The organism is Paraburkholderia fungorum (assembly GCF_900099835.1).
In the GTDB taxonomy this organism is placed as follows: domain Bacteria; phylum Pseudomonadota; class Gammaproteobacteria; order Burkholderiales; family Burkholderiaceae; genus Paraburkholderia; species Paraburkholderia fungorum_A.
In genome coordinates this window covers 2,916,535-2,934,307 of record NZ_FNKP01000002.1, presented here as the reverse complement: position 1 = coordinate 2,934,307, position 17,773 = coordinate 2,916,535, and the positions used below count along the sequence as shown (strand labels likewise).

Below are 17,773 nucleotides of genomic sequence, written 5' to 3'. Positions count from 1 at the left end.
CCGCAAACCCTCACCTTTGGGAACCGTGGAATGGCCTGCATGGGTTCGGAAGATGCGTCGCGCCGATACGCGGGGTCAACGCCGCCATTGACACGGCCGGCGTCATGAATTCAGGGTTTTTTGCGTGCATTCACGCCGCGCAAGGCCCCGTGGAATGGGCAAATGCGCTTATCCGCCCGCAATCCGCCGTTTTTTTCGCCGATGCTTCACGGCTTTTATCGGACTGGCGGCATGAACCGGGCGTCGCCTGTCTGCGGAAGATAGGCGACGCATCCTTGCCTGGCGGGGCTTTGAGTCTCGAATCGACAGCGGAATGTCGAAGGGTGAGGAAAAATCAGGCGCTCAGGCTCACGGTTCGCTGCACTGCGTCCGGCTCCTGAATATCCTCACCTTTCGTGTCTTCAAAGCGAATTTGAAGGACCCGCCGCGTACGCACAGCGAGGTCTTTCACCTCGTCGATCAGAACTTGTGACGGATACCGACGACCGCCAGCGCCTGGCTGTCGGTCCCGGAATTCACGCCGAAGTCGCCAATCGACGCCTGCGCGCCCACCACCTTGCCGCTCGAGTTAAGCGTGTTGCCGCTCGCTTTCTGATAGCCGGTCAGCGCATACAGATCGGTGCGTTTGGAGAGCGCGTAATCCGCCCCGAGGTTGATCTGGTTGTAATGCGCGGACGACGGCCCGGTCAGCGACGTGTAGTTGTAGGCCACGCCGGTGCGCAACGCCGGAGTGATCTGATAGTTCACGAACACCGAACCGTTGTTGAACTTCGCCGTCTCGCGGAAGGCAGAGAACGCGTCGCTGCCGTACTGCGTGTTGGAATACGCAGCGCCGATCGTGGCCGAGCCAACGACATACTGACCGCCCACGCGCACGATCTGAATCGACTTGGCGCTTGCAAAACCCGCGTTGATCACCGTGTTGAACAGCGAATCCGAGCTGCTGGTCCAGGTCCGCACGTTGGCCGTGGTCGTGTTGCCGCCATTCGCGTAGAAATAGCCCGCACCGAGCGACAGCGGACCGTTCGCGTAGGCAGCGCCGAAGCTATAGGTCTGTCCGCTGCCGCCCGCACCGGCGACGCCGCCCACGCCGTACAGCGCTTCGACCTGGAAGCCGGAGAACAGCGGGCTCACATACTTGACCGAGTTGCTCACGCGCAGGCTGTTGTCGTAGTTGTCCAGGTCGCCTGGCGTGCCGAACACGCCGCCGAAGTAGTTGTCTTCGGTGAGACCTTGAACCAGGTCGACGATCGGATCGTATTGACGTCCCAGCGTGACCGTTCCCCACGTGTTGCTCGACAGACCCACCACGGCCTTGCGGCCGAACTCGCGGCTACCCTGGCCGAGCGCGCCCGTCCCCACGTTGAAGCCGTTCTCCAACTGGAATACCGCTGCGAGGCCGCCACCGAGGTCTTCCGTACCCTTCAGCCCCCAACGGCTACCGGACATATTGCCGCTGCTGAACTTCACCAGCGTCGACTGGTTCTGGCCGTTCGTGCTTTGTGCGTTGTGTACATAGGCGATACCGGCATCGACGATGCCATAGAGCGTGACGCTGCTTTGCGCGTGAGCGCCCGCCGCGAGGAGAAGACCAGCTGGCAATGCGAGGAGAGAGAGGCGCTTCATTATTTAGTTTCCCGTATCAATGCTGTAGTTGTTTAAAACCGTTGCAACGATACGAGAAGGTTTTGTGTCGGCAAACTAACTAATTCTTCGATAGATATCAACGTGCCGGCAGCGTCGCCGTTTTCAGGCGACGTGCGGAGATGACGTCACGCGGGAATCGCGGACAGTTCGGACAGCGCGTATTTCGAGCGGGCGATGACTTCGGCGGGAACCGGCACATGTGTGCGCCGCAGCAACGCGCCGCTGCGGAACATCAGCAGATCGCCGGGTTGGCAGGTGGTCCAGACTTCATCGGTGAGCGGCGTGGTGGCGATCACCGCTGTGCGATCGGCTTGCGTACCGCGCTCGGCGAAGTCCACGCTCAGATCGCCATCGACCAGACGCGCGCTCGAAAACGGCCAATGACGTATCACGTACGACAAACGCGTCGAGCAGAACGCAAACTGCGCTTTGCCGTTCGACAGCACGAAATTGAAAATGCCAAAGGGGTTCAACGTGCGCGTCGCCTGTTCGATCACGTCGAAAAGTGCGTCGATATCGTCCACGTCGGCATCGGCGTGCGTGGCGAAATACGCGTGCAGCCGATTCATGATGAAGCAGAACGCTTCTTCGCTATCGGTCGAGCCAACCGGCGCATACGGCCCCGGCTCGCTGTGTTCACCGAGCGCGTGCAGGTCGCCGTTGTGCGCGAACACCCATTGCTGTCCGCGCAACTCGCGCATGAACGGATGGCAGTTCTCGACCCGCGCGCCGCCCTGCGTCGCCTTGCGGATATGGGCGACCACATTGCGTGACTTGATCGGATAACTCTTCAGAAACTCGGCGACCGGCGATTGATACGCGGGCTTTTCGTCGACGAAAACGCGGCAGGCGCGGTCTTCGTAAAACGCCACGCCCCAGCCGTCGACGTGATGATCGGTGAGGCCGCCGCGCGCGGCGAAGCCTGTCAGCGAGAAACTGACGTCGGTGGGTTCGGCGCAGCTAAGGGCGAGCAACTGGCACATGTCCGGGCCGCCTCAAGCTGCTCGTGCCGGGACGTGCATGATCGACGTGATCGCATCCGCCGTTACGGCGCCGGTGCTTTCGAAAGTCTTCGCGGTCATTGCAGGTCATCCCAGTTCGTTCATCTTCACTGGAGACTAACGTGTTTCAACCGCCGCCGTTATAGCGAATCATGCTTTGCAAATGACGGGCGCGCGCGGCTCCCGAAAACCCTCACCTTTGGCGATTTCCGCCGAATTTCCGCCGAAACCGCCCGCGCTTCAGCTCGCCAGCTTGCGGAACGTTTCCAGCACTGCGTCGCCCTTGAACGGCTTGACGATCCAGCCCTTGACGCCCGCCGCCTTGCCGCGCTCCTTCATCGCCGGGCTGCTTTCGGTCGTCAGCATGATCACGTTGACGGTCTTGTTCGCCAGTTCGCCGCGAATCTTTTCGACCATCGTCAGGCCGTCCATATTCGGCATGTTGACGTCGCTGATCACCAGCTTGATGCCGGGGCTCGACTTCAGCTTGGCAAGGCCGTCCTTGCCGTCCACGGCCGTATCGACGTCCAGACCGTTCTTCTTCAGAAAGCCGGCCACTTCGTCGCGCACCGTGCTCGAGTCATCCACCACCAGAATTTTCGACATGTTGTTTCCTTTGACCTTTCACCTTTGACACTACTCAGAACAGATCCAGCTCGCCCGCCTCGACCATCTCGCCGACATCGCGCGTGACTTCCCTGAAGTCTTCCGGCGACCAGCTCAGGCTGAACACGAAACGTTGATGCAGCCTGACCGCGCGGCCCGTTTGCGGGTCTTTCAGCCAGTACATGAAGCACAGTTGCGGATTGCCGCTGCCGAACGAGATGTACTTGTGCTTGTGATTGACCAGCAGCGGCACCTGCACCTCGCTGCGCTGCCACGCGTCCGCGTCGCCGACATAACGGTTCTTGAACGAGCCCCACACGAGATTCGTCACCTCGCCGAGCACGCTATTCAGATCGCGGAAATCGGCCTCGCCTTCGGGCGCGTCGTCGATCATCCGGTAGCGATCGAGCAGATCGAGAATCGGCGCCTCTTCGGCCTGCATCGTCATATAGCCGCGACACCAGGGGCTTTCCAGCGGAATCAGGCTGAATACTTCGCCGAAGATAATCCGGTCGCGCACGATGTACGGCGTGTCGCACGTGATGGTCAGGTCCTTGAACACGTCGCCGAGAATCGCCTGGGTCATTTCGGCGATGCCGCGCACCAGCGCGTTCGGATAATCCTGGCTGAAAATGTATTCGTCGATTACGCGGCGCAGCGGCGCCATGTCTCGCGCGACATAGGTTGCGCAGACGACGCGGCGCAGGCTCTCCGGCAGGTCGTCCATGCCGGTGTCGTGGTCGCGCCGCATGATGATCGGCAACTCGGGGCGCACTGCGTTGATCCTGATCGCGAGTTCAGCGCTGGCCTCGGGCGAGCCCGCGCAATTCTCCGCGAACAGCACCGCGCCGAGATCGATGTTCGAGCGCAGTACCGACTGCAAACGGTTCTTGCCGACTTTCACGCCGACCAGATTGTGTTCGTCGCAGAAGCGCTTCAGCGTTTCCTTGTGCACCGGGCAGTCGTCCAGCACCAGCACCTTGCTGACCGGTTCGTTGATATTCATCGTTTCCATTCTCTTGTTCAGAACAGTTCCAGCTCGCCGCTGGTTTCTTCAATCGCGCTGGTATCGGCGACGAAATCGATTGGCGCATGCGCGCACACGCAGACGGTCGCGGCAAGCCGCACGCCGTCGTTAAGCGTGACCGAATACGACGCCAGGAACCCCGGCTTCAACTCATGCAGATGCGGCAGGCACTGCGCGTTCAGCACGTAGGGCGTGGACATGCCGAGGTCGGGAAAGTAGTTCAGCAGTTCCTGGTTCATCGCGCCGCAACACAGGTTGCAGATTTCCAGAAAGACTTCCTGGAACGGCCTCTCGTCGCCTTCTTTCAGGTAGTAGCGATGCGTGCTGTCGTCTTCGTCGAAATGCAGAATCAGCAGGAGCCGGAACACGATCGACGAGATGGTCAGCACGACCACCTGGGTGTTTTTCGTCGCGCCGATGCTGGCGTCGGCAATCGCTTCGATCTCGCACGAGTCGCTTGTGTCTTTTGGCAGGCGAGCCTGCGCCGCCTTGCGGAAGATGCGCTCGAAACTGCTTTTCGCGTCGGCCGAAATCACGCCGGCACCTCGTCGAGCCGCGCGTGAAACTGATGGGCCAGCGATTCGACGCTGGCGAGCGACGCCGCGATCATCTTGCCGCCCGCCTGAATATCCTGAAACGTGGACGTGGTGGTCAGATCGTTGCGATGCAGGCTGTCACGATAGCTCTTCGACAACTCCTCGGAACGCGCGGCGAGCGAGCGCACTTCGCTCGCGACCACCGCGAAGCCGCGTCCGGCCGGACCCGCGCGCGCCGCCTCAATCGATGCGTTCAGCGACACGATCACCACATGCCGCACGATCGACGACAGCTCCTGATTCTTCGCGTGCATGTCGTGGTTCTGCGTCATCAGCGAGATCATCTGCTCGTGCCAGCGCTCGAAGGTCGCGCCGAGGGCCTTCAGACGCGCGGCTTCGCTCGCGATCTGCTGCGCCTGGTGAGTCCACTGTTCGCGGTTCCCGCTCATGGCGTCGAGTGCGCCGCGCAGTTCTTCGACATTCGCGGCTTGCTGCGCCAACTCCTCGCGCAATTGCACGGTCAGCGCCTGCAGGTCCTGTTCGGCCTGCTCGCGTTCGTCGAGTGCGCGCCTATGCGCCGCCTGCTCGGCCTCGCGCGAGACGCTCAGTGCTCGCGCTTCGGCCAGCAGCCGCGCGGTTAATTGCGCGCTGTGCAGCCTGTGCGCGACCCATGCCGCCACAGCGGTCACCGCGCCGCCTGCCAGCGCCCCCAATACATACTGTTGGATCACAACCTTTCCTTGCGATGTGCGTCAGCCGACGCTCAACCGGCCATCGCGTCGAGTTTCAGATCGCCGGCTTCGTCGCGCGCGTCGGCACCGAGGGTGTCCACGGCGAAGCTGTCCGGCAGACTCACAATCGTCTGGAACTGACGGAACGACGCGCCCTTTCGATCGTCGGTAAAGCGCAACTCGATGCTGCCGTTTTCGCGCCGCAGGAAATCGCGCACGGCGTCCATGCCGACGCCGCGGCCCGATACTTCGGTCACCGTTTCGGCCGTCGAAAATCCGGGCCGGAAGATGAAGTCGGCGATAGCTTCGTCGCCCAAAGTGTCGTCGGCGCCGATCCAGCCGCGCTCCATCGCGATTCCGCGAATCCGTTCGAGCGCGAGGCCGCGGCCGTCGTCGCTGAGCGTGATCTGCAATGCGCCGCTGTCCACGCCTACTTCGATATCGATCGTGCCGGCCGCGCTCTTGCCTTGCGCGCTACGCGCGTCGGCGGATTCGATACCGTGGTCGATCGAATTGCGCAGCAGATGCACGAACACGTTGCTCAACGTGCCGCCTGCCTGACCGCGCAAGCGATAACCGTTGTCGTCGATCCGCACGTCCGGCGCGGGCTTGCCCAACTCGCTCGCGAGAGAGGGCAGCGAATCCAGTACGCCGGAGAGTGCGTCGCGCACGCTTTCGCTGCCCAATGCGCGCAATTTGCGGCGCAGCGAATCGCGCATGGATTGCAGTTCGTGCAGTTCGTCGGCGTTGGTTTTGTCGAGCAGGCTGAGCGTCTGCTGAAGGTCGTCCTTGCCGATCATCACGTAGCGGCCTGCATTGCCCGCATCGTCCGACTGGTTTTTGCCCTTGCGGCCCAGGCTCTGTTCGTTGATTCGCGCGTAGCTCTCGATGGCCTCGCGCACGCGCGTCAACTCCTGCATCAGATGCTCCTGATCCCACGAGCGATCCGCATCCGGCTGACGCAGTTCGTGATAGCTGCGCTCGGTTTCGTGCACGACGTTGGTCAGGTGCTGCAGGTTGTAGGTCCGCGCATTGCCCTTGATGGTGTGCATGTTGCGGAACAGTTCGGCAATCGCCGCGTGATCCGCTTCCGAATGTTTGCGGATGATCCGCTCGTTCTCGCTGACAAACCCGGCCGAGCTTTCGATGAAGTGATGGAACTTCTCTTCGCTGACCGCGAGAATCTCGCCGATCATGTCGAGACGGCGACGCTGTTCGCTGGCCTCCGCTGCGAGCTTGCGCAATTCGGTGACGTCGCGCACACACAGCATCAGCCGCACGATGACGTCGTTTTCATCGGTAATCGCCGACCACGTCAGGTCGAGAATCTTCGCGCGGCCATCGGGCATGCGCCGCGAAATCTCGCCGACCAGCAGGTGCTGGTTAAACACAAAGTTGATGCCGTCTTCGCCCAGACACGCGTGCGTCGCGGCTTCGATTTGCGACAGCGCGTCGGCGCCGAGGTCGGTGTCGCCGAACACGAGGTCCATCAGCGCGCGGCCCGCAATGTCCTTCGTCTCAAAGATATCTTCCAGATAGGCCGAATACTCCGAGTGGATCACCGCGCCGTCGACCACGGTCAGAATGCCCTGCTGCATGTTCTGCAACATCGCCTGGATGTCGGCGGTTTTCTGCTTGAGCTGCGCGGAGCTTTCCTGAATCTTCTCGATCATGCCGTTGAACGCGACGATCGAGTGGCCGATCTCATCGAGCCGGCCCACCGGCACGCGGCGCGTGAAATCCTGGCTCGACGCGATCTCGCTCATCATGCCCTGCATGCGGCTGAGCGGACGCGTGATCTGGCGATACAGCAGCGAGCCGATCGACGTCAGCAGAATGATTGCGATGCCGGTGACGACCGCGATTGCCGTGGTCGTGGTGGCGAGCGTCGCGTTCAATGTCGTGATTGCGTCGTCTTTCTCGCGGTTTTTCTCGACGCGCAAGGTCTCGACAATGCCTTCGAGTTCATCGCGATACTGCGCGACGTTGGCGAACAGATATGCCTGCGCGAGTTCGTTCTTGCCGTCGGCCTTCATTTTGGCCGTGTCGTCGATCGCGGAGAAGTAGTTCGCGAGGCTCTCGGTCGCCTGCGTGACGAGCCCCTGCTGCGCGTGGCTCGCGGCTTCCTTGCCCTGCAACGCTAGCGCCTGTTGCAGCGTCGCCTTTTTCTTCTTCAACTCGTCCTGCGCTTGCGCGACCATGTTGGCGTCGGGCGCGTAGACCAGCGTCATGGTGGCGAGCTGCACGTCCTTGACCTGCGACACGAGGTCGGCGGACGCAAGCGCGCTCGGCACGACACCCTCGGTCACCTTGCGCACTTCGGCGGCGCTGCCGCGCGTCTGGTAAACCGCATAGCCACCAATCGCCGACAAGGCGACGAACATCAGAACAACCAATAGCGTGATGCGATGACGGATCGTCATGTGAACCCCCGATTTCTGGCCTTGGCGTCAGCCCTCGATCGGAGCCGCGCGTTTTATGCGAAATATCGCCTGACTTGTAGCGTCGCGGAGTATTGCCGATGGATGTTACTAAGCGATGACTGAATTGGATTTTCTCAGACAATTAGAGTCGTAAATTTTTTGCTAAAGTTTTGTCTTGAAGTGCCGTTATTTAATGCCTTTTTATTGCGGCAATTCGCGCGGGGCCGACAAGGCGCGAAAGTGTTCGTTGTGCAAAAAACTCTGTGTTGATGGTGGTTTTGCAATGCTAAACGCATTGCCGCGGCTGGCTAGCTGGCAAAATTAGCGCGTATTCTGCAGAACCATCTTTGACAATAGACAAATTTTTCTATTTAATTTATTGACAATTTTACCTGTATAAAATCAAAAATTTATTCGGTATAAATTGCTTTTGTTTATTATCTTTGAAGAAATTTCTTCGACATGCCGTCCGGTTCGGTTTGGACCGCAGACTGCGAATGACTTAATCAATCGCGCTCCCGTATTCCCTCACCTTATCGGCTAAAGTGCGCCTGAAGTGCGACAACAGGCACGCACATCTTCACCTTGTCGGCTCCCGAATATCCTCACCTCTCGACCTCAGGCATCGTCAATCGCATCCGCATCGACGCAAAGCGTCACAAGCCGTCGCACCGTAATAAACTGTAAGCGTGCATAAGAACCCGAAACCGCTGCTACCACGCGATTCGCTATATTGCGATGTGTGACAGGAGCGGCGACGCCGCCCATCAATTGTCCTCATCGATCAGGGCCCAGCCATGTCCGACACGCCCATCCAGGTTTTACTGGTCGACGACGACGCCGACCTGCGTGACCTTCTCCGCACCTTCTTCCAGCAACGCGGCATCGACATGTCCGTGCTGCATGACGCCAACCATCTGGCTCGTCGGCTCGAACGCGAGCGGCCGTCGATCATCGTGCTCGATCTGATGATGCCTGGCGTCGACGGCCTCAGTGCGCTGCGCCAGTTGCGCGCAAGCGGCGACACGATTCCCGTGATCATGCTGACGGCGCGTGCCGACGGCGTGGATCGCGTGGTCGGTCTCGAACTCGGCGCCGACGACTATCTCGGCAAGCCGTTCATGCCGCAGGAACTGCTGGCGCGCATCCACGCGGTGCTGCGCCGGCACGCACAACCCGCCGCCGCGCCCGCGCCGGTCGAGAAACGCGATGCGCTGCGCTTCGGCCGCTTCCGGCTCGATTTCGCGAGCCGCACGCTGTTTCGCGACGAAGAGCCGCTCAAGCTGACCGGCAGCGAATATGCGCTGCTCGAAGTGCTCGCCCAGCATCCGATGGAAACGCTGTCGCGCTCGCGGCTTGTCGATCTGCTGCACGGCCCTTACTCCGAAGTGACCGAGCGCGGTATCGACGTACCGGTATGGCGCCTGCGCCGTCTGCTCGAAGACGATCCCGCCAACCCTCGCCGTATCCAGACCATACGCGGCACCGGCTATATGTTCGTGCCCGGCGGCAGTGACGATGAAGAATCCCTTTAACACGCTGTTTGGCAGGCTCTCGTTGATGACGGTGAGCCTGATCGTACTGGTGCACATCACCGCTGTGGTTCTCGTCGACAGCGAACGCGGCCAGATCGACACCGGCCATGCGCAACGCGCGTTGCTGCTCGCGCTCGAATCGGAGCAGGGCAAGCCGCTCCCGGCATCGCTGGTGTCGGAGACGCTCGGCATCACGTATGTGAACGGCAACGACGCGATCAGCCAGGGCTGTTCCGCGCCGTGCGACAACACCTCCGGCCCGTTCGAGAGAGACTTGCGCGCGAAGCTGCCGAGCGGCAGTCACGTGGTGGCCGATCCTTCTAACGGCACGATCTGGGTTCAATATGCGGGCCACCCAGGCTGGCTCGTGTTGAAAAACAGCATCTTGCCCGCGCGCCGATTCATTGGCGCGCAGGCGGTCATGCTCGCGTTTGCGGTGATCGTCGCGCTGTTCGCCGCATGGCATTTGCAGCGGCCCTTGCATCGGCTGGCGCTTGCGGCGCGCGAGTTTCGCATCGGCCATCGCGCGCCGGTTGTCAAGGCGAGCGGACCGCGCGAAGTGAAGGAGTTGATCGGCGACTTCAATCAGATGGTGCATGAGCTTGCGCAAGCCGACCAGGAGCGCGCAGTCATGCTGGCGGGCGTCGCGCACGATCTGCGCGCACCGATCACGCGCATGCAGGTACGCGCCGATCTGCTGCCCGATGAAGCGAACCGTCGCGGCTTTCTGCGCGATGTGGAGTCGTTGTCGCGCATCGTCACGCAGTTTCTGGATTTCGCGCGCGAGACGGCGGACGCTTCGCCCAATACGAATGTGGATGCCCATTGCCGTCGCCATTACGGCGACAGTCTCGCGGACGACGCCCTCGTGCGCCTCGATCTGCAAGCCGGCGATGGCTTCGGTTTGCCGCTCGTCGACCTCGACCGGATTCTGACGAACCTGATCGAGAACGCGCTGACGTATGGCGATCCACCGGTCGAGATATCCACGTCACGACACAACGGGCATTACACGCTTCAGGTGCGAGACCACGGCAGCGGCATTCCCGGCAGCCAGCTCGACCGTGCGCTGCAACCGTTCGTGCGCCTCGACGAAGCCCGCAGCGGCGACGCGCATTGCGGCCTGGGGCTCGCCATCGTGCGACGCCTCGTGCGCTATAACGGCGGCGCTTTTCACGCGGATAACGCTGTCGACGGCGGCTTCGTCGTGTCGATGACGTTCCCCGCCTAGGAAACGACTCGCTGTAAAAAAAGCCGCGTGACTGCTCACGCGGCTTTCTCGCTGTATCTCACTGAACTGGACGGACGCTCAGCCCTGAGCGACGTGGCCCGGAACGACGATCGCGCCATGCGGACCATCGCCGCCGCCGCCGGGGCCGCCACCGCCGCCAGGCCCACCGTGGTCATGGCCACCGCCGCCCCAGCCCGGAGGCGGTCCCCAGAAACATCCGCTCAAGGTCGCGCTCAGCGCGGCCACGACCGCGATTGCCAATAGCTTCTTCATACTTGCTCCTTCGATAGATTGATGTCGACGCACAGTCATTGCGTTATCCAAAACTTATCAATCGACGGAAGATCATGTTTTACGAAGCCGTTACAACCGCAGCAAAGCGTGACAGCCGAAGCCGATCCAGCGGACCGGGGAGCGTCGCCGTGCAGCCTGTTTACAGCGACCCTGCGATGCTGGGCGATGCCGCTTTGCACGCTCACGCTTTGTTTGTATATGGAAGACGATGTAAGGAGTCGGGTAGCCGTTAGTTCGAGCGACGGGTGAGTTCGGCAAGTCCTCTTGCGTCACCACAGAACGTTGCGGGAGGACTCCCTGGAAATCCTCACCTTGCAGCCGGTGCGGATTGACGAAGGCCATGACTCACCTCCTGGAATTCCTCACCTTTGCCGATACCTCCTGGAATTACTCACCTTTCGACATGGAGAATCGACCTCCTGGAACGTCTCACCTTTGAGCAAATCGCGTCAACGTGCGTGCCTGGCGGTTCTCTCACACGCACACGATCCGCTACGTTGCGCTTTCGAATCCAGAGCGCCTATTATAGAAATGACAGTCCATGGGTACCGATGCGACTGCTCGACGAACCGCATTTCAGATAACCCAGATCGCCTGAACAATGGCAATCGAATCATGATGTCCAACGGTTGCCGGACAAAATCCCGCGTTCGCAATTCGTCTTTCAGCAGATCTTGAGTCTTTGATTCGCGAACCTTAAAGTTCGTATCCTTAACCTGATTGTGAAGTTGTATTAACTGCATTGAGTCAGTCCAATTCGTCATCGAGTCGGAAGTAGTGCATACGGAAAGGCATTGCGCGAACCGTTCGCAATGCTTCATTTGAGGAATGCGCATCATGACAAAAGGCAAAACAATATGACTCCTGGCATCGAACCGGCCGGCCTGAATCTCGTCGAAATCGCGGGACTGTTGCTCGGCGGTCTTGCGCTGTTCCTTCTCGGTCTGGAATTCATGACGGCGGGTCTGAAATCCATCGCCGGCCCCAAGCTGGAGTCGCTGCTAGGCACGCTGACCGCGAACCGCTTTCGCGGCGTGCTGGCCGGCGCGCTCGTCACCGCGCTGCTGAATTCGTCGACGATCACCACGGTGTTGATGGTCGGCTTCGTCTCCGCAGGTTTGATGACGCTCAGTCAATCCGTGCCGATGATCATGGGCGCTAATATCGGCTCGACGATCACCGCGCAACTCGTCGCGTTCGACGTCTCGAAGCTGACGCCATTCATGCTCGCGCTCGGCTTTCTGCTGCATGCGTTCAGCAAGCGCGATCTGCTTCAGCAGATCGGCGGAGTGGTGCTGGGGCTTGGGCTGCTGTTTCTCGGCATCCAGTTGATGGGCGATGCGACGCGTCCGCTACGCACGTTCCAGCCGTTCATCGACGCCATGCAGAATATGGAGAACCCGGTGCTAGGCATCGTGGTCGGCGCAGTGTTTACCGCCATCGTTCAAAGCTCCGCCGCGACGCTCGCCATCGTGATCGCACTCGGCGCGCAAGGGCTGATGCCGCTGGAAGCGGGCATTGCGTTGATCCTCGGCGCTAACGTGGGCACCTGCGGAACGGCGCTGCTCGCGTCTATCGGCAAACCGGCCGAGGCTCGCCAGGTCGGCGTCGTGCATCTGATCTTCAATCTTGTCGGCGTGATGTTCTGGGTCTTCTTCATTCCGCAGATGGCGAATCTGGTGCGGCATATCTCGCCGTCCTACCCGGAGTTGCACGGTCTCGCGAAACTCGCTGCCGAAACGCCGCGCCAGGTTGCCAACACTCACACGATATTCAGCGTAGCCAGCACGTTGATCCTGATCTGGTTCACGGGACCAATCGCCAAACTCGCGCAATTGATCGCGCCAAGCCGCGAGAAAAAAGAAAAGCCCGTGGGAGATGCGGTCTACCTCGACACATCGTCGCTGACGGTGCCGTCATTGGGACTTCAGCGAGTCCGCCTTGAGCTGACGCGTTTCGGTCAACTGGTTCTGGAAATTGTTCGCAACGGTTCGACGATGGTAGGCACCGGCACGATCGAAGATATCCGGCGGCTGCTCGAACAGGACAAGGAAGTTGAGCGGCTGGCGCCGCAGATTCTCCAATATATCGGCGAGCTATCGCAGGTCGAACATTCCGAGTCGGAAGGTCAGCAACTGGTTGGGCTCGCGCAAGTGGCGACGAGTCTGGAAAGCATCAGCAGTATCGTCGCGACCAATCTGGTTTCCGTCAGTCAGCAAAGGCTGACGCATCAGGTCGATCTCACGCGCTTGTGGGACGACGCGACGACCCAGTTTGGGGCGACCGTGATGCTCAACCTCGAACGTGCGATTGCAACGATCGACGAGGAAAAGGACAACGAAGCCGCCGCCGTCGTCGAAGCGAAGGCCGAAATCGAAACGATGGCGACGGCCGCTCGCCAGGCCGTACTGACCAAACTTCAACTGGCCGACAAGATGGATGTGCTGAGTTACCGCCTGGTCATGGATCTGATCGAGCAGGGCAGACAGATCGCGCATTACTCGCGGGCAATTGCCAGAACTGCGTCTGAGTTCCGGTAGATGGCGGCGGGTTCTATGGCCTGGTTTACGCGGCCAATGCAGGTTTCACGGGCGCATTGATTTGCATGAAAACTGAACGCCAGGGCATCTGGGAAGGACTATTTTTCAGGTGCGGCCTGGACCCCTGGATATCCTCACCATCCCGCAATCGCTCACCTCTAGCGATTTTCCCGCAGATCCGCTACCTGGAATTCCTCACCTTTGCGATCTGGCCGATCGCGTCGGATTTGTGCTCCTGGATATCCTCACTATTCAGAATATGCGTACCGTTACGCACATTTCTGTTTGGAGGCCTCCTCTTCGCGGAGAAAATACGATCGACGATGGTGTTACGCAGAGGCATTCAATCCGGCTGGCAGCCACAATTCGAGGGCGATAAATCCAGCCCCCGAAAAAGCTCACCTATCGCGGTCAGAACTTCACCTTGACCTGAAACCCGATCGTAAACGGCAGATTGTCCGAAGGAATCGGCGGAATCACGATGAAGTTCGCGCCGACGCGCTTGTACTCGAGCATCACGATTGGCGCGACCACCGGTCCGATCGTATGGTTACGGCCGAGTCCCCAGTTGCCGTAGTTATAGCCGGAGATAATCCCGCCCATCGCCGCGATCCGCACGATGCCCCAGTGCGCGAACTCCGGCGCCCACACTCCGCCGCCATAGTAAGAAGGCCGGCGCAGCGAATTGCGGAAGCCGCCCGCCGTCACCGCCCATTGATTGTTGATCCAGCATTCGACGCCGAGGCCCGGGTTGAACTCGTTGAAGTTGGTATTCGGATCGGGGTCGATGTGATACGAGCCGAGCATTGCGTCGACCCAAACGCCGCCTTCGCACCAGTTGCCCGCGTGCGCTGCGGATGCGGCCGCGAGGCTCGCCACGAGCGCCACTGCGGTACGTCGGATGTTCTTGTTGATCTGCCGAAAGTGCATGTGTTCTCCGTCACCAGTCGAGCGCTGGTGTCATCTATGTTCTGGCCATGTGCGTGCCGTCCGTCGCGCACTGTACCTCAACCCGCGCCGACGATGTTGAGGTTGCACTCGGACGCGCGGGCACACTACGTGCGCCCGCAGCCTCGAACCATAACCATAACGGAGAACCGATGGCAAAGCGGTGAATACGCGACGCGCATTCACCTTCAGGAGTGGAAGATAAGTTTAGAGGCCGAGATCCGACAGCCCCGGATGATCATCGGGACGGCGGCCGAGCGGCCAGTGGTACAGGCGGTCCGCTTCGCGAATCGGCAGATCGTTGATGCTCGCATGACGGCGCGCCATCAGTCCGTGCTCGTCGAACTCCCAATTCTCGTTGCCATATGAGCGAAACCAGTTGTTCGAATCGTCGTGCCATTCGTAAGCAAAACGTACGGCGATGCGGTTATCGGTAAATGCCCACAGTTCCTTGATCAGCCGGTAGTCGAGTTCCTTCGCCCATTTCCGGCGCAGCAGGCCGACAATCTCCGCGCGCCCGTTCGTGAATTCGGCGCGGTTGCGCCACACGCTATCGACCGTGTACGCGAGCGACACGCGTTCGGGATCGCGGGTATTCCAGCCGTCTTCCGCGGCACGCACTTTCTGGATCGCGGTTTCACGCGTGAATGGCGGCAGCGGTGGGCGGGTTTCGATCGAATCGGCCATGATGATTCAGTTCCTCAGTCAGTTGCGGTGCGTCGGGATGACGGGCGCCGGTTGATGGACGGGCTTGCGGGTTTGCTTCTTCGGTGCTTGTCCGATTCTTCTGCGATTTGCGCATCGAGCAGGATTTCGCCGGCGGCTTGCGAGTCACGTGCGGCATCGGCGTCGCTACTCACCAGCGCAACCGCAATCGCGCCGTCGAGCAGAATCAACCACTGGCGCGACAACAGCGCAACGCGCCGCGCGTCGATGTCGGCCTCTGCGGCAAACGCATCGCACTCGGTTCGCACGAATTCGAGAAGACGTTCCTTATGTTTGCGCGCGACCAGCCGGATCGGATCTTCCGCCGACGCAATTTCCCCGGCCGCATTCAAAAACGCACAACCGTGAAAATCGTCCGACGCAAACCATTCGCGCAGTACCTCGAACATGCCTAGCAGCCGCTTTCGTGCGGTCTTGCCGCGACTTTGCGTACCGGCGATAAACCAGTTCATCCAGCGTTCGTCGCGCCGGTCGAGTGCGGCCGCGACCAACGCATCTTTCGATTCGAAATGCGTGTAGAAGCTTTTGCGCGCAGTGCCAGATTGCTTGACGATCGCATCCACGCCGGTTGCATGGATGCCGCCCGCGTACACCAACGCTTCGGCGGCATCCAGCAGACGCTCGCGCGCGCTGCCGGGTGCGGCCGATTGAACATGAGTTTCTGTAGCCATGTGCGAAGGGTAGAATGATCGTTCTCCCTCGTCAAGTTGTTTGTGTTCTGGCGAGGTGGGTACGCTAGCTGCTATCTTGATCGGCGATGATGGTCAACGTTGTTCAACCGGAACGGGCGTCATGAACTCATTCTCTGTTCGCGTCATGCTGGCGCGCGCGCTGCCTGGCGCACTGTTGCTGACGGCAATCGCCTGCACACCGGTGCAGGTGCTCACGCATTCGGTCAGCCAGAACGAGGCGCGCGTACCCGCCGGACGATACGAAGTCGATCCCGATCACACGAGCATTACCTTCGACATCGATCACTTCAAATACTCGCGCTTTACGATACGGTTCGATCGCAAGCAGGGTCAGTTGGACTGGAATGACGGCGGTCTGGACCGAAGCACGGCAGCGATCACGATCGACGCGGCGAGCATCGATACGAACGTGCCGCTGCTCGACAAGATGGTGAAAGGCGACAACATGCTCGACGTGACGCGTTATCCGGAGATCCGTTTTGCGAGCACACGTTTCGAGCGCACCGGCGAATCGCGCGGCACGTTGACTGGTGATCTGACGATTCGCGGCGTCACGCAACCTGTCACGCTCGACGTGACTTTTAACGGCTTTGCCCCCGATCCGCTCACGAAAAAAGACACGCTCGGTTTTTCAGCGGACGGCCATTTCAGCCGCGCGAAATTTGGACTGGCGACGTGGTATCCCGCTGTCGGCGACGATATTCATGTGCGAATTCAGGCCGAATTCGTGAAAACGCCCGCAGGCGCGTAAGCGCGATGCGGGCGTTCGAGATACAGCATTGGTTGTTAGCGCTGACTCAAGCGTCGGTCCAGTCGAGAATCACTTTGCCGCTTTCGCCGGACAACATCGTGGCAAACGCCTGCTGATAATCGTCTACCTTGAAATGGTGCGTGAGGATCGGCGAAAGATCCAAACCGCTTTGCAGCATCGCCACCATCTTGTACCAGGTCTCGAACATCTCCCGCCCGTAAATGCCCTTGATTTCGAGACCTTTGAAGATCACCTGAGTCCAGTCGATGGCGGTCTGCGCCGGCGGAATGCCGAGCAGCGCAATCTTGCCGCCGTGATTCATCGCTTCGAGCATGCTCGTGAACGCGCTCGGCACGCCGGACATTTCCAGCCCGACGTCGAACCCTTCGGTCATGTGCAAATCGGCCATCACGTCGCGCAACGATTCACGCGATACGTTCACCGCGCGCGTCGCGCCCATTTTGCGTGCGAGTTCGAGCCGGTAATCGTTGACGTCGGTAATCACGACATTGCGCGCGCCGACGTGCTTCGCAATCGCGACCGCCATGATGCCGATCGGTCCCGCGCCCGTAATCAACACATCTTCGCCGACCAGATTGAACGACAGCGCCGTATGCGTCGCGTTGCCGAACGGGTCGAAAATCGCGGCGAGGTCGTCGGAAATCTCGGGCGGAATCTTGAACGCGTTGAATGCGGGAATCACCAGATATTCGGCGAACGCGCCTTCACGATTCACGCCGACGCCCACCGTATTGCGGCACAAATGACGGCGCCCCGCGCGACAGTTACGGCAAAAACCGCAGGTGATATGCCCTTCGCCCGACACGCGGTCGCCAATCGCAAATCCGCGCACTTCCTGTCCCATCTCGACAATTTCGCCGACGTATTCATGCCCGACATGCATCGGTACGGGAATGGTTTTTTGCGCCCAATCGTCCCACTTCCAGATGTGGATATCGGTGCCGCAAATCGCGGTACGGGTGATGCGGATCATCACGTCGTTGTGTCCGACTTCGGGCTTCTTGACGTCAGTGAGCGTGAGGCCCGGCGCGCGTTCGAGTTTTGCCAATGCTTTCATCTGCGTC

16 protein-coding genes are annotated in these 17,773 nt (G+C 60.3%); 4 read left to right on the top strand and 12 right to left on the bottom strand.

What is annotated here, in order from left to right; genetic code table 11:
* Positions 1-459: 459 nt before the first annotated feature.
* From BLS41_RS29095 to BLS41_RS29065, 7 genes are all read right to left on the bottom strand, one after another.
* Positions 460-1,626, bottom strand: coding sequence for a porin (locus BLS41_RS29095; protein ID WP_074770933.1), 1,167 nt, complete (start codon positions 1,624-1,626; stop codon positions 460-462).
* A gap of 146 nt (positions 1,627-1,772) precedes the next feature.
* Positions 1,773-2,630, bottom strand: a complete 858-nt coding sequence (locus BLS41_RS29090) for a class II glutamine amidotransferase (RefSeq protein ID WP_074770932.1) — start codon at positions 2,628-2,630, stop codon at positions 1,773-1,775.
* Positions 2,631-2,888: 258 nt separating this feature from the next.
* Positions 2,889-3,254 carry a response regulator gene (locus BLS41_RS29085; RefSeq protein ID WP_074770931.1) on the bottom strand — a complete coding sequence of 122 codons (366 nt, stop codon included), beginning with the start codon at positions 3,252-3,254 and terminating at the stop codon, positions 2,889-2,891.
* A gap of 34 nt (positions 3,255-3,288) precedes the next feature.
* Positions 3,289-4,260 (bottom strand): chemotaxis protein CheX, encoded by a 972-nt coding sequence (locus tag BLS41_RS29080; RefSeq protein WP_074771250.1) that lies wholly within the window; start codon positions 4,258-4,260, stop codon positions 3,289-3,291.
* A gap of 17 nt (positions 4,261-4,277) precedes the next feature.
* On the bottom strand, positions 4,278-4,817 hold the full coding sequence (locus tag BLS41_RS29075; RefSeq protein WP_074770930.1) for a hypothetical protein: 540 nt from the start codon (positions 4,815-4,817) through the stop codon (positions 4,278-4,280).
* The gene (locus BLS41_RS39735; protein WP_074770929.1) at positions 4,814-5,548 is read right to left on the bottom strand and encodes a methyl-accepting chemotaxis protein; all 735 of its coding nucleotides are present in this window, start codon (positions 5,546-5,548) and stop codon (positions 4,814-4,816) included. Before BLS41_RS39735 ends, BLS41_RS29075 begins: the two co-directional genes overlap by 4 nt.
* Before the next feature lie 32 nt (positions 5,549-5,580).
* A complete protein-coding gene (locus BLS41_RS29065) occupies positions 5,581-7,971 on the bottom strand; it encodes an ATP-binding protein (protein ID WP_074770928.1) in 2,391 nt (796 codons plus the stop codon).
* Positions 7,972-8,768: 797 nt separating this feature from the next.
* Here BLS41_RS29065 and BLS41_RS29060 point away from each other — a divergent pair.
* On the top strand, positions 8,769-9,506 hold the full coding sequence (locus BLS41_RS29060; protein ID WP_074770927.1) for a response regulator: 738 nt from the start codon (positions 8,769-8,771) through the stop codon (positions 9,504-9,506).
* The gene (locus tag BLS41_RS29055) at positions 9,490-10,737 is read left to right on the top strand and encodes an ATP-binding protein (RefSeq protein WP_074770926.1); all 1,248 of its coding nucleotides are present in this window, start codon (positions 9,490-9,492) and stop codon (positions 10,735-10,737) included. Before BLS41_RS29060 ends, BLS41_RS29055 begins: the two co-directional genes overlap by 17 nt.
* A 78-nt stretch (positions 10,738-10,815) precedes the next feature.
* Here the strand turns inward: BLS41_RS29055 and BLS41_RS29050 are convergent, their stop codons facing one another.
* The gene (locus BLS41_RS29050) at positions 10,816-11,010 is read right to left on the bottom strand and encodes a hypothetical protein (protein ID WP_074770925.1); all 195 of its coding nucleotides are present in this window, start codon (positions 11,008-11,010) and stop codon (positions 10,816-10,818) included.
* Between the two features lie 878 nt (positions 11,011-11,888).
* Between BLS41_RS29050 and BLS41_RS29045 the strand changes: the two genes are divergently transcribed.
* The gene (locus BLS41_RS29045) at positions 11,889-13,571 is read left to right on the top strand and encodes a Na/Pi cotransporter family protein (RefSeq protein WP_074771249.1); all 1,683 of its coding nucleotides are present in this window, start codon (positions 11,889-11,891) and stop codon (positions 13,569-13,571) included.
* A gap of 411 nt (positions 13,572-13,982) precedes the next feature.
* Here the strand turns inward: BLS41_RS29045 and BLS41_RS29040 are convergent, their stop codons facing one another.
* The 3 genes from BLS41_RS29040 to BLS41_RS29030 all read right to left on the bottom strand — a co-directional run bounded on the left by BLS41_RS29040 (position 13,983) and on the right by BLS41_RS29030 (position 15,916).
* Positions 13,983-14,501, bottom strand: a complete 519-nt coding sequence (locus BLS41_RS29040) for a hypothetical protein (RefSeq protein WP_074770924.1) — start codon at positions 14,499-14,501, stop codon at positions 13,983-13,985.
* Positions 14,502-14,726: 225 nt separating this feature from the next.
* Positions 14,727-15,206 (bottom strand): nuclear transport factor 2 family protein, encoded by a 480-nt coding sequence (locus BLS41_RS29035; protein ID WP_074770923.1) that lies wholly within the window; start codon positions 15,204-15,206, stop codon positions 14,727-14,729.
* A 14-nt stretch (positions 15,207-15,220) separates the two neighbouring features.
* Entirely contained in the window at positions 15,221-15,916 is a 696-nt protein-coding gene (locus tag BLS41_RS29030) for a TetR/AcrR family transcriptional regulator (protein WP_074770922.1), read from the bottom strand.
* Between the two features lie 121 nt (positions 15,917-16,037).
* Here BLS41_RS29030 and BLS41_RS29025 point away from each other — a divergent pair, with 121 nt between their 5' ends.
* Positions 16,038-16,688 carry a YceI family protein gene (locus tag BLS41_RS29025; protein ID WP_074770921.1) on the top strand — a complete coding sequence of 217 codons (651 nt, stop codon included), beginning with the start codon at positions 16,038-16,040 and terminating at the stop codon, positions 16,686-16,688.
* 46 nt (positions 16,689-16,734) lie between these two features.
* Here BLS41_RS29025 and tdh read toward each other — a convergent pair whose 3' ends face one another.
* Positions 16,735-17,766, bottom strand: coding sequence for an L-threonine 3-dehydrogenase (gene tdh, locus BLS41_RS29020; RefSeq protein ID WP_074770920.1), 1,032 nt, complete (start codon positions 17,764-17,766; stop codon positions 16,735-16,737).
* Between the last annotated feature and the right edge of the window lie 7 nt (positions 17,767-17,773).

What these genes read in the sequence shown, in the direction of transcription:
- BLS41_RS29025 (WP_074770921.1), top strand. Translation starts at nt 16,038, where the DNA reads ATGAACTCATTCTCTGTTCGCGTCATGCTGGCGCGCGCGCTGCCTGGC.
- tdh (WP_074770920.1), bottom strand. Translation starts at nt 17,766, where the DNA reads ATGAAAGCATTGGCAAAACTCGAACGCGCGCCGGGCCTCACGCTCACT.
- BLS41_RS29085 (WP_074770931.1), bottom strand. Translation starts at nt 3,254, where the DNA reads ATGTCGAAAATTCTGGTGGTGGATGACTCGAGCACGGTGCGCGACGAA.
- BLS41_RS29050 (WP_074770925.1), bottom strand. Translation starts at nt 11,010, where the DNA reads ATGAAGAAGCTATTGGCAATCGCGGTCGTGGCCGCGCTGAGCGCGACC.
- BLS41_RS29030 (WP_074770922.1), bottom strand. Translation starts at nt 15,916, where the DNA reads ATGGCTACAGAAACTCATGTTCAATCGGCCGCACCCGGCAGCGCGCGC.
- BLS41_RS29045 (WP_074771249.1), top strand. Translation starts at nt 11,889, where the DNA reads ATGACTCCTGGCATCGAACCGGCCGGCCTGAATCTCGTCGAAATCGCG.
- BLS41_RS29040 (WP_074770924.1), bottom strand. Translation starts at nt 14,501, where the DNA reads ATGCACTTTCGGCAGATCAACAAGAACATCCGACGTACCGCAGTGGCG.
- BLS41_RS29060 (WP_074770927.1), top strand. Translation starts at nt 8,769, where the DNA reads ATGTCCGACACGCCCATCCAGGTTTTACTGGTCGACGACGACGCCGAC.
- BLS41_RS29080 (WP_074771250.1), bottom strand. Translation starts at nt 4,260, where the DNA reads ATGAATATCAACGAACCGGTCAGCAAGGTGCTGGTGCTGGACGACTGC.
- BLS41_RS29055 (WP_074770926.1), top strand. Translation starts at nt 9,490, where the DNA reads ATGAAGAATCCCTTTAACACGCTGTTTGGCAGGCTCTCGTTGATGACG.
- BLS41_RS29095 (WP_074770933.1), bottom strand. Translation starts at nt 1,626, where the DNA reads ATGAAGCGCCTCTCTCTCCTCGCATTGCCAGCTGGTCTTCTCCTCGCG.
- BLS41_RS29065 (WP_074770928.1), bottom strand. Translation starts at nt 7,971, where the DNA reads ATGACGATCCGTCATCGCATCACGCTATTGGTTGTTCTGATGTTCGTC.
- BLS41_RS29035 (WP_074770923.1), bottom strand. Translation starts at nt 15,206, where the DNA reads ATGGCCGATTCGATCGAAACCCGCCCACCGCTGCCGCCATTCACGCGT.
- BLS41_RS29090 (WP_074770932.1), bottom strand. Translation starts at nt 2,630, where the DNA reads ATGTGCCAGTTGCTCGCCCTTAGCTGCGCCGAACCCACCGACGTCAGT.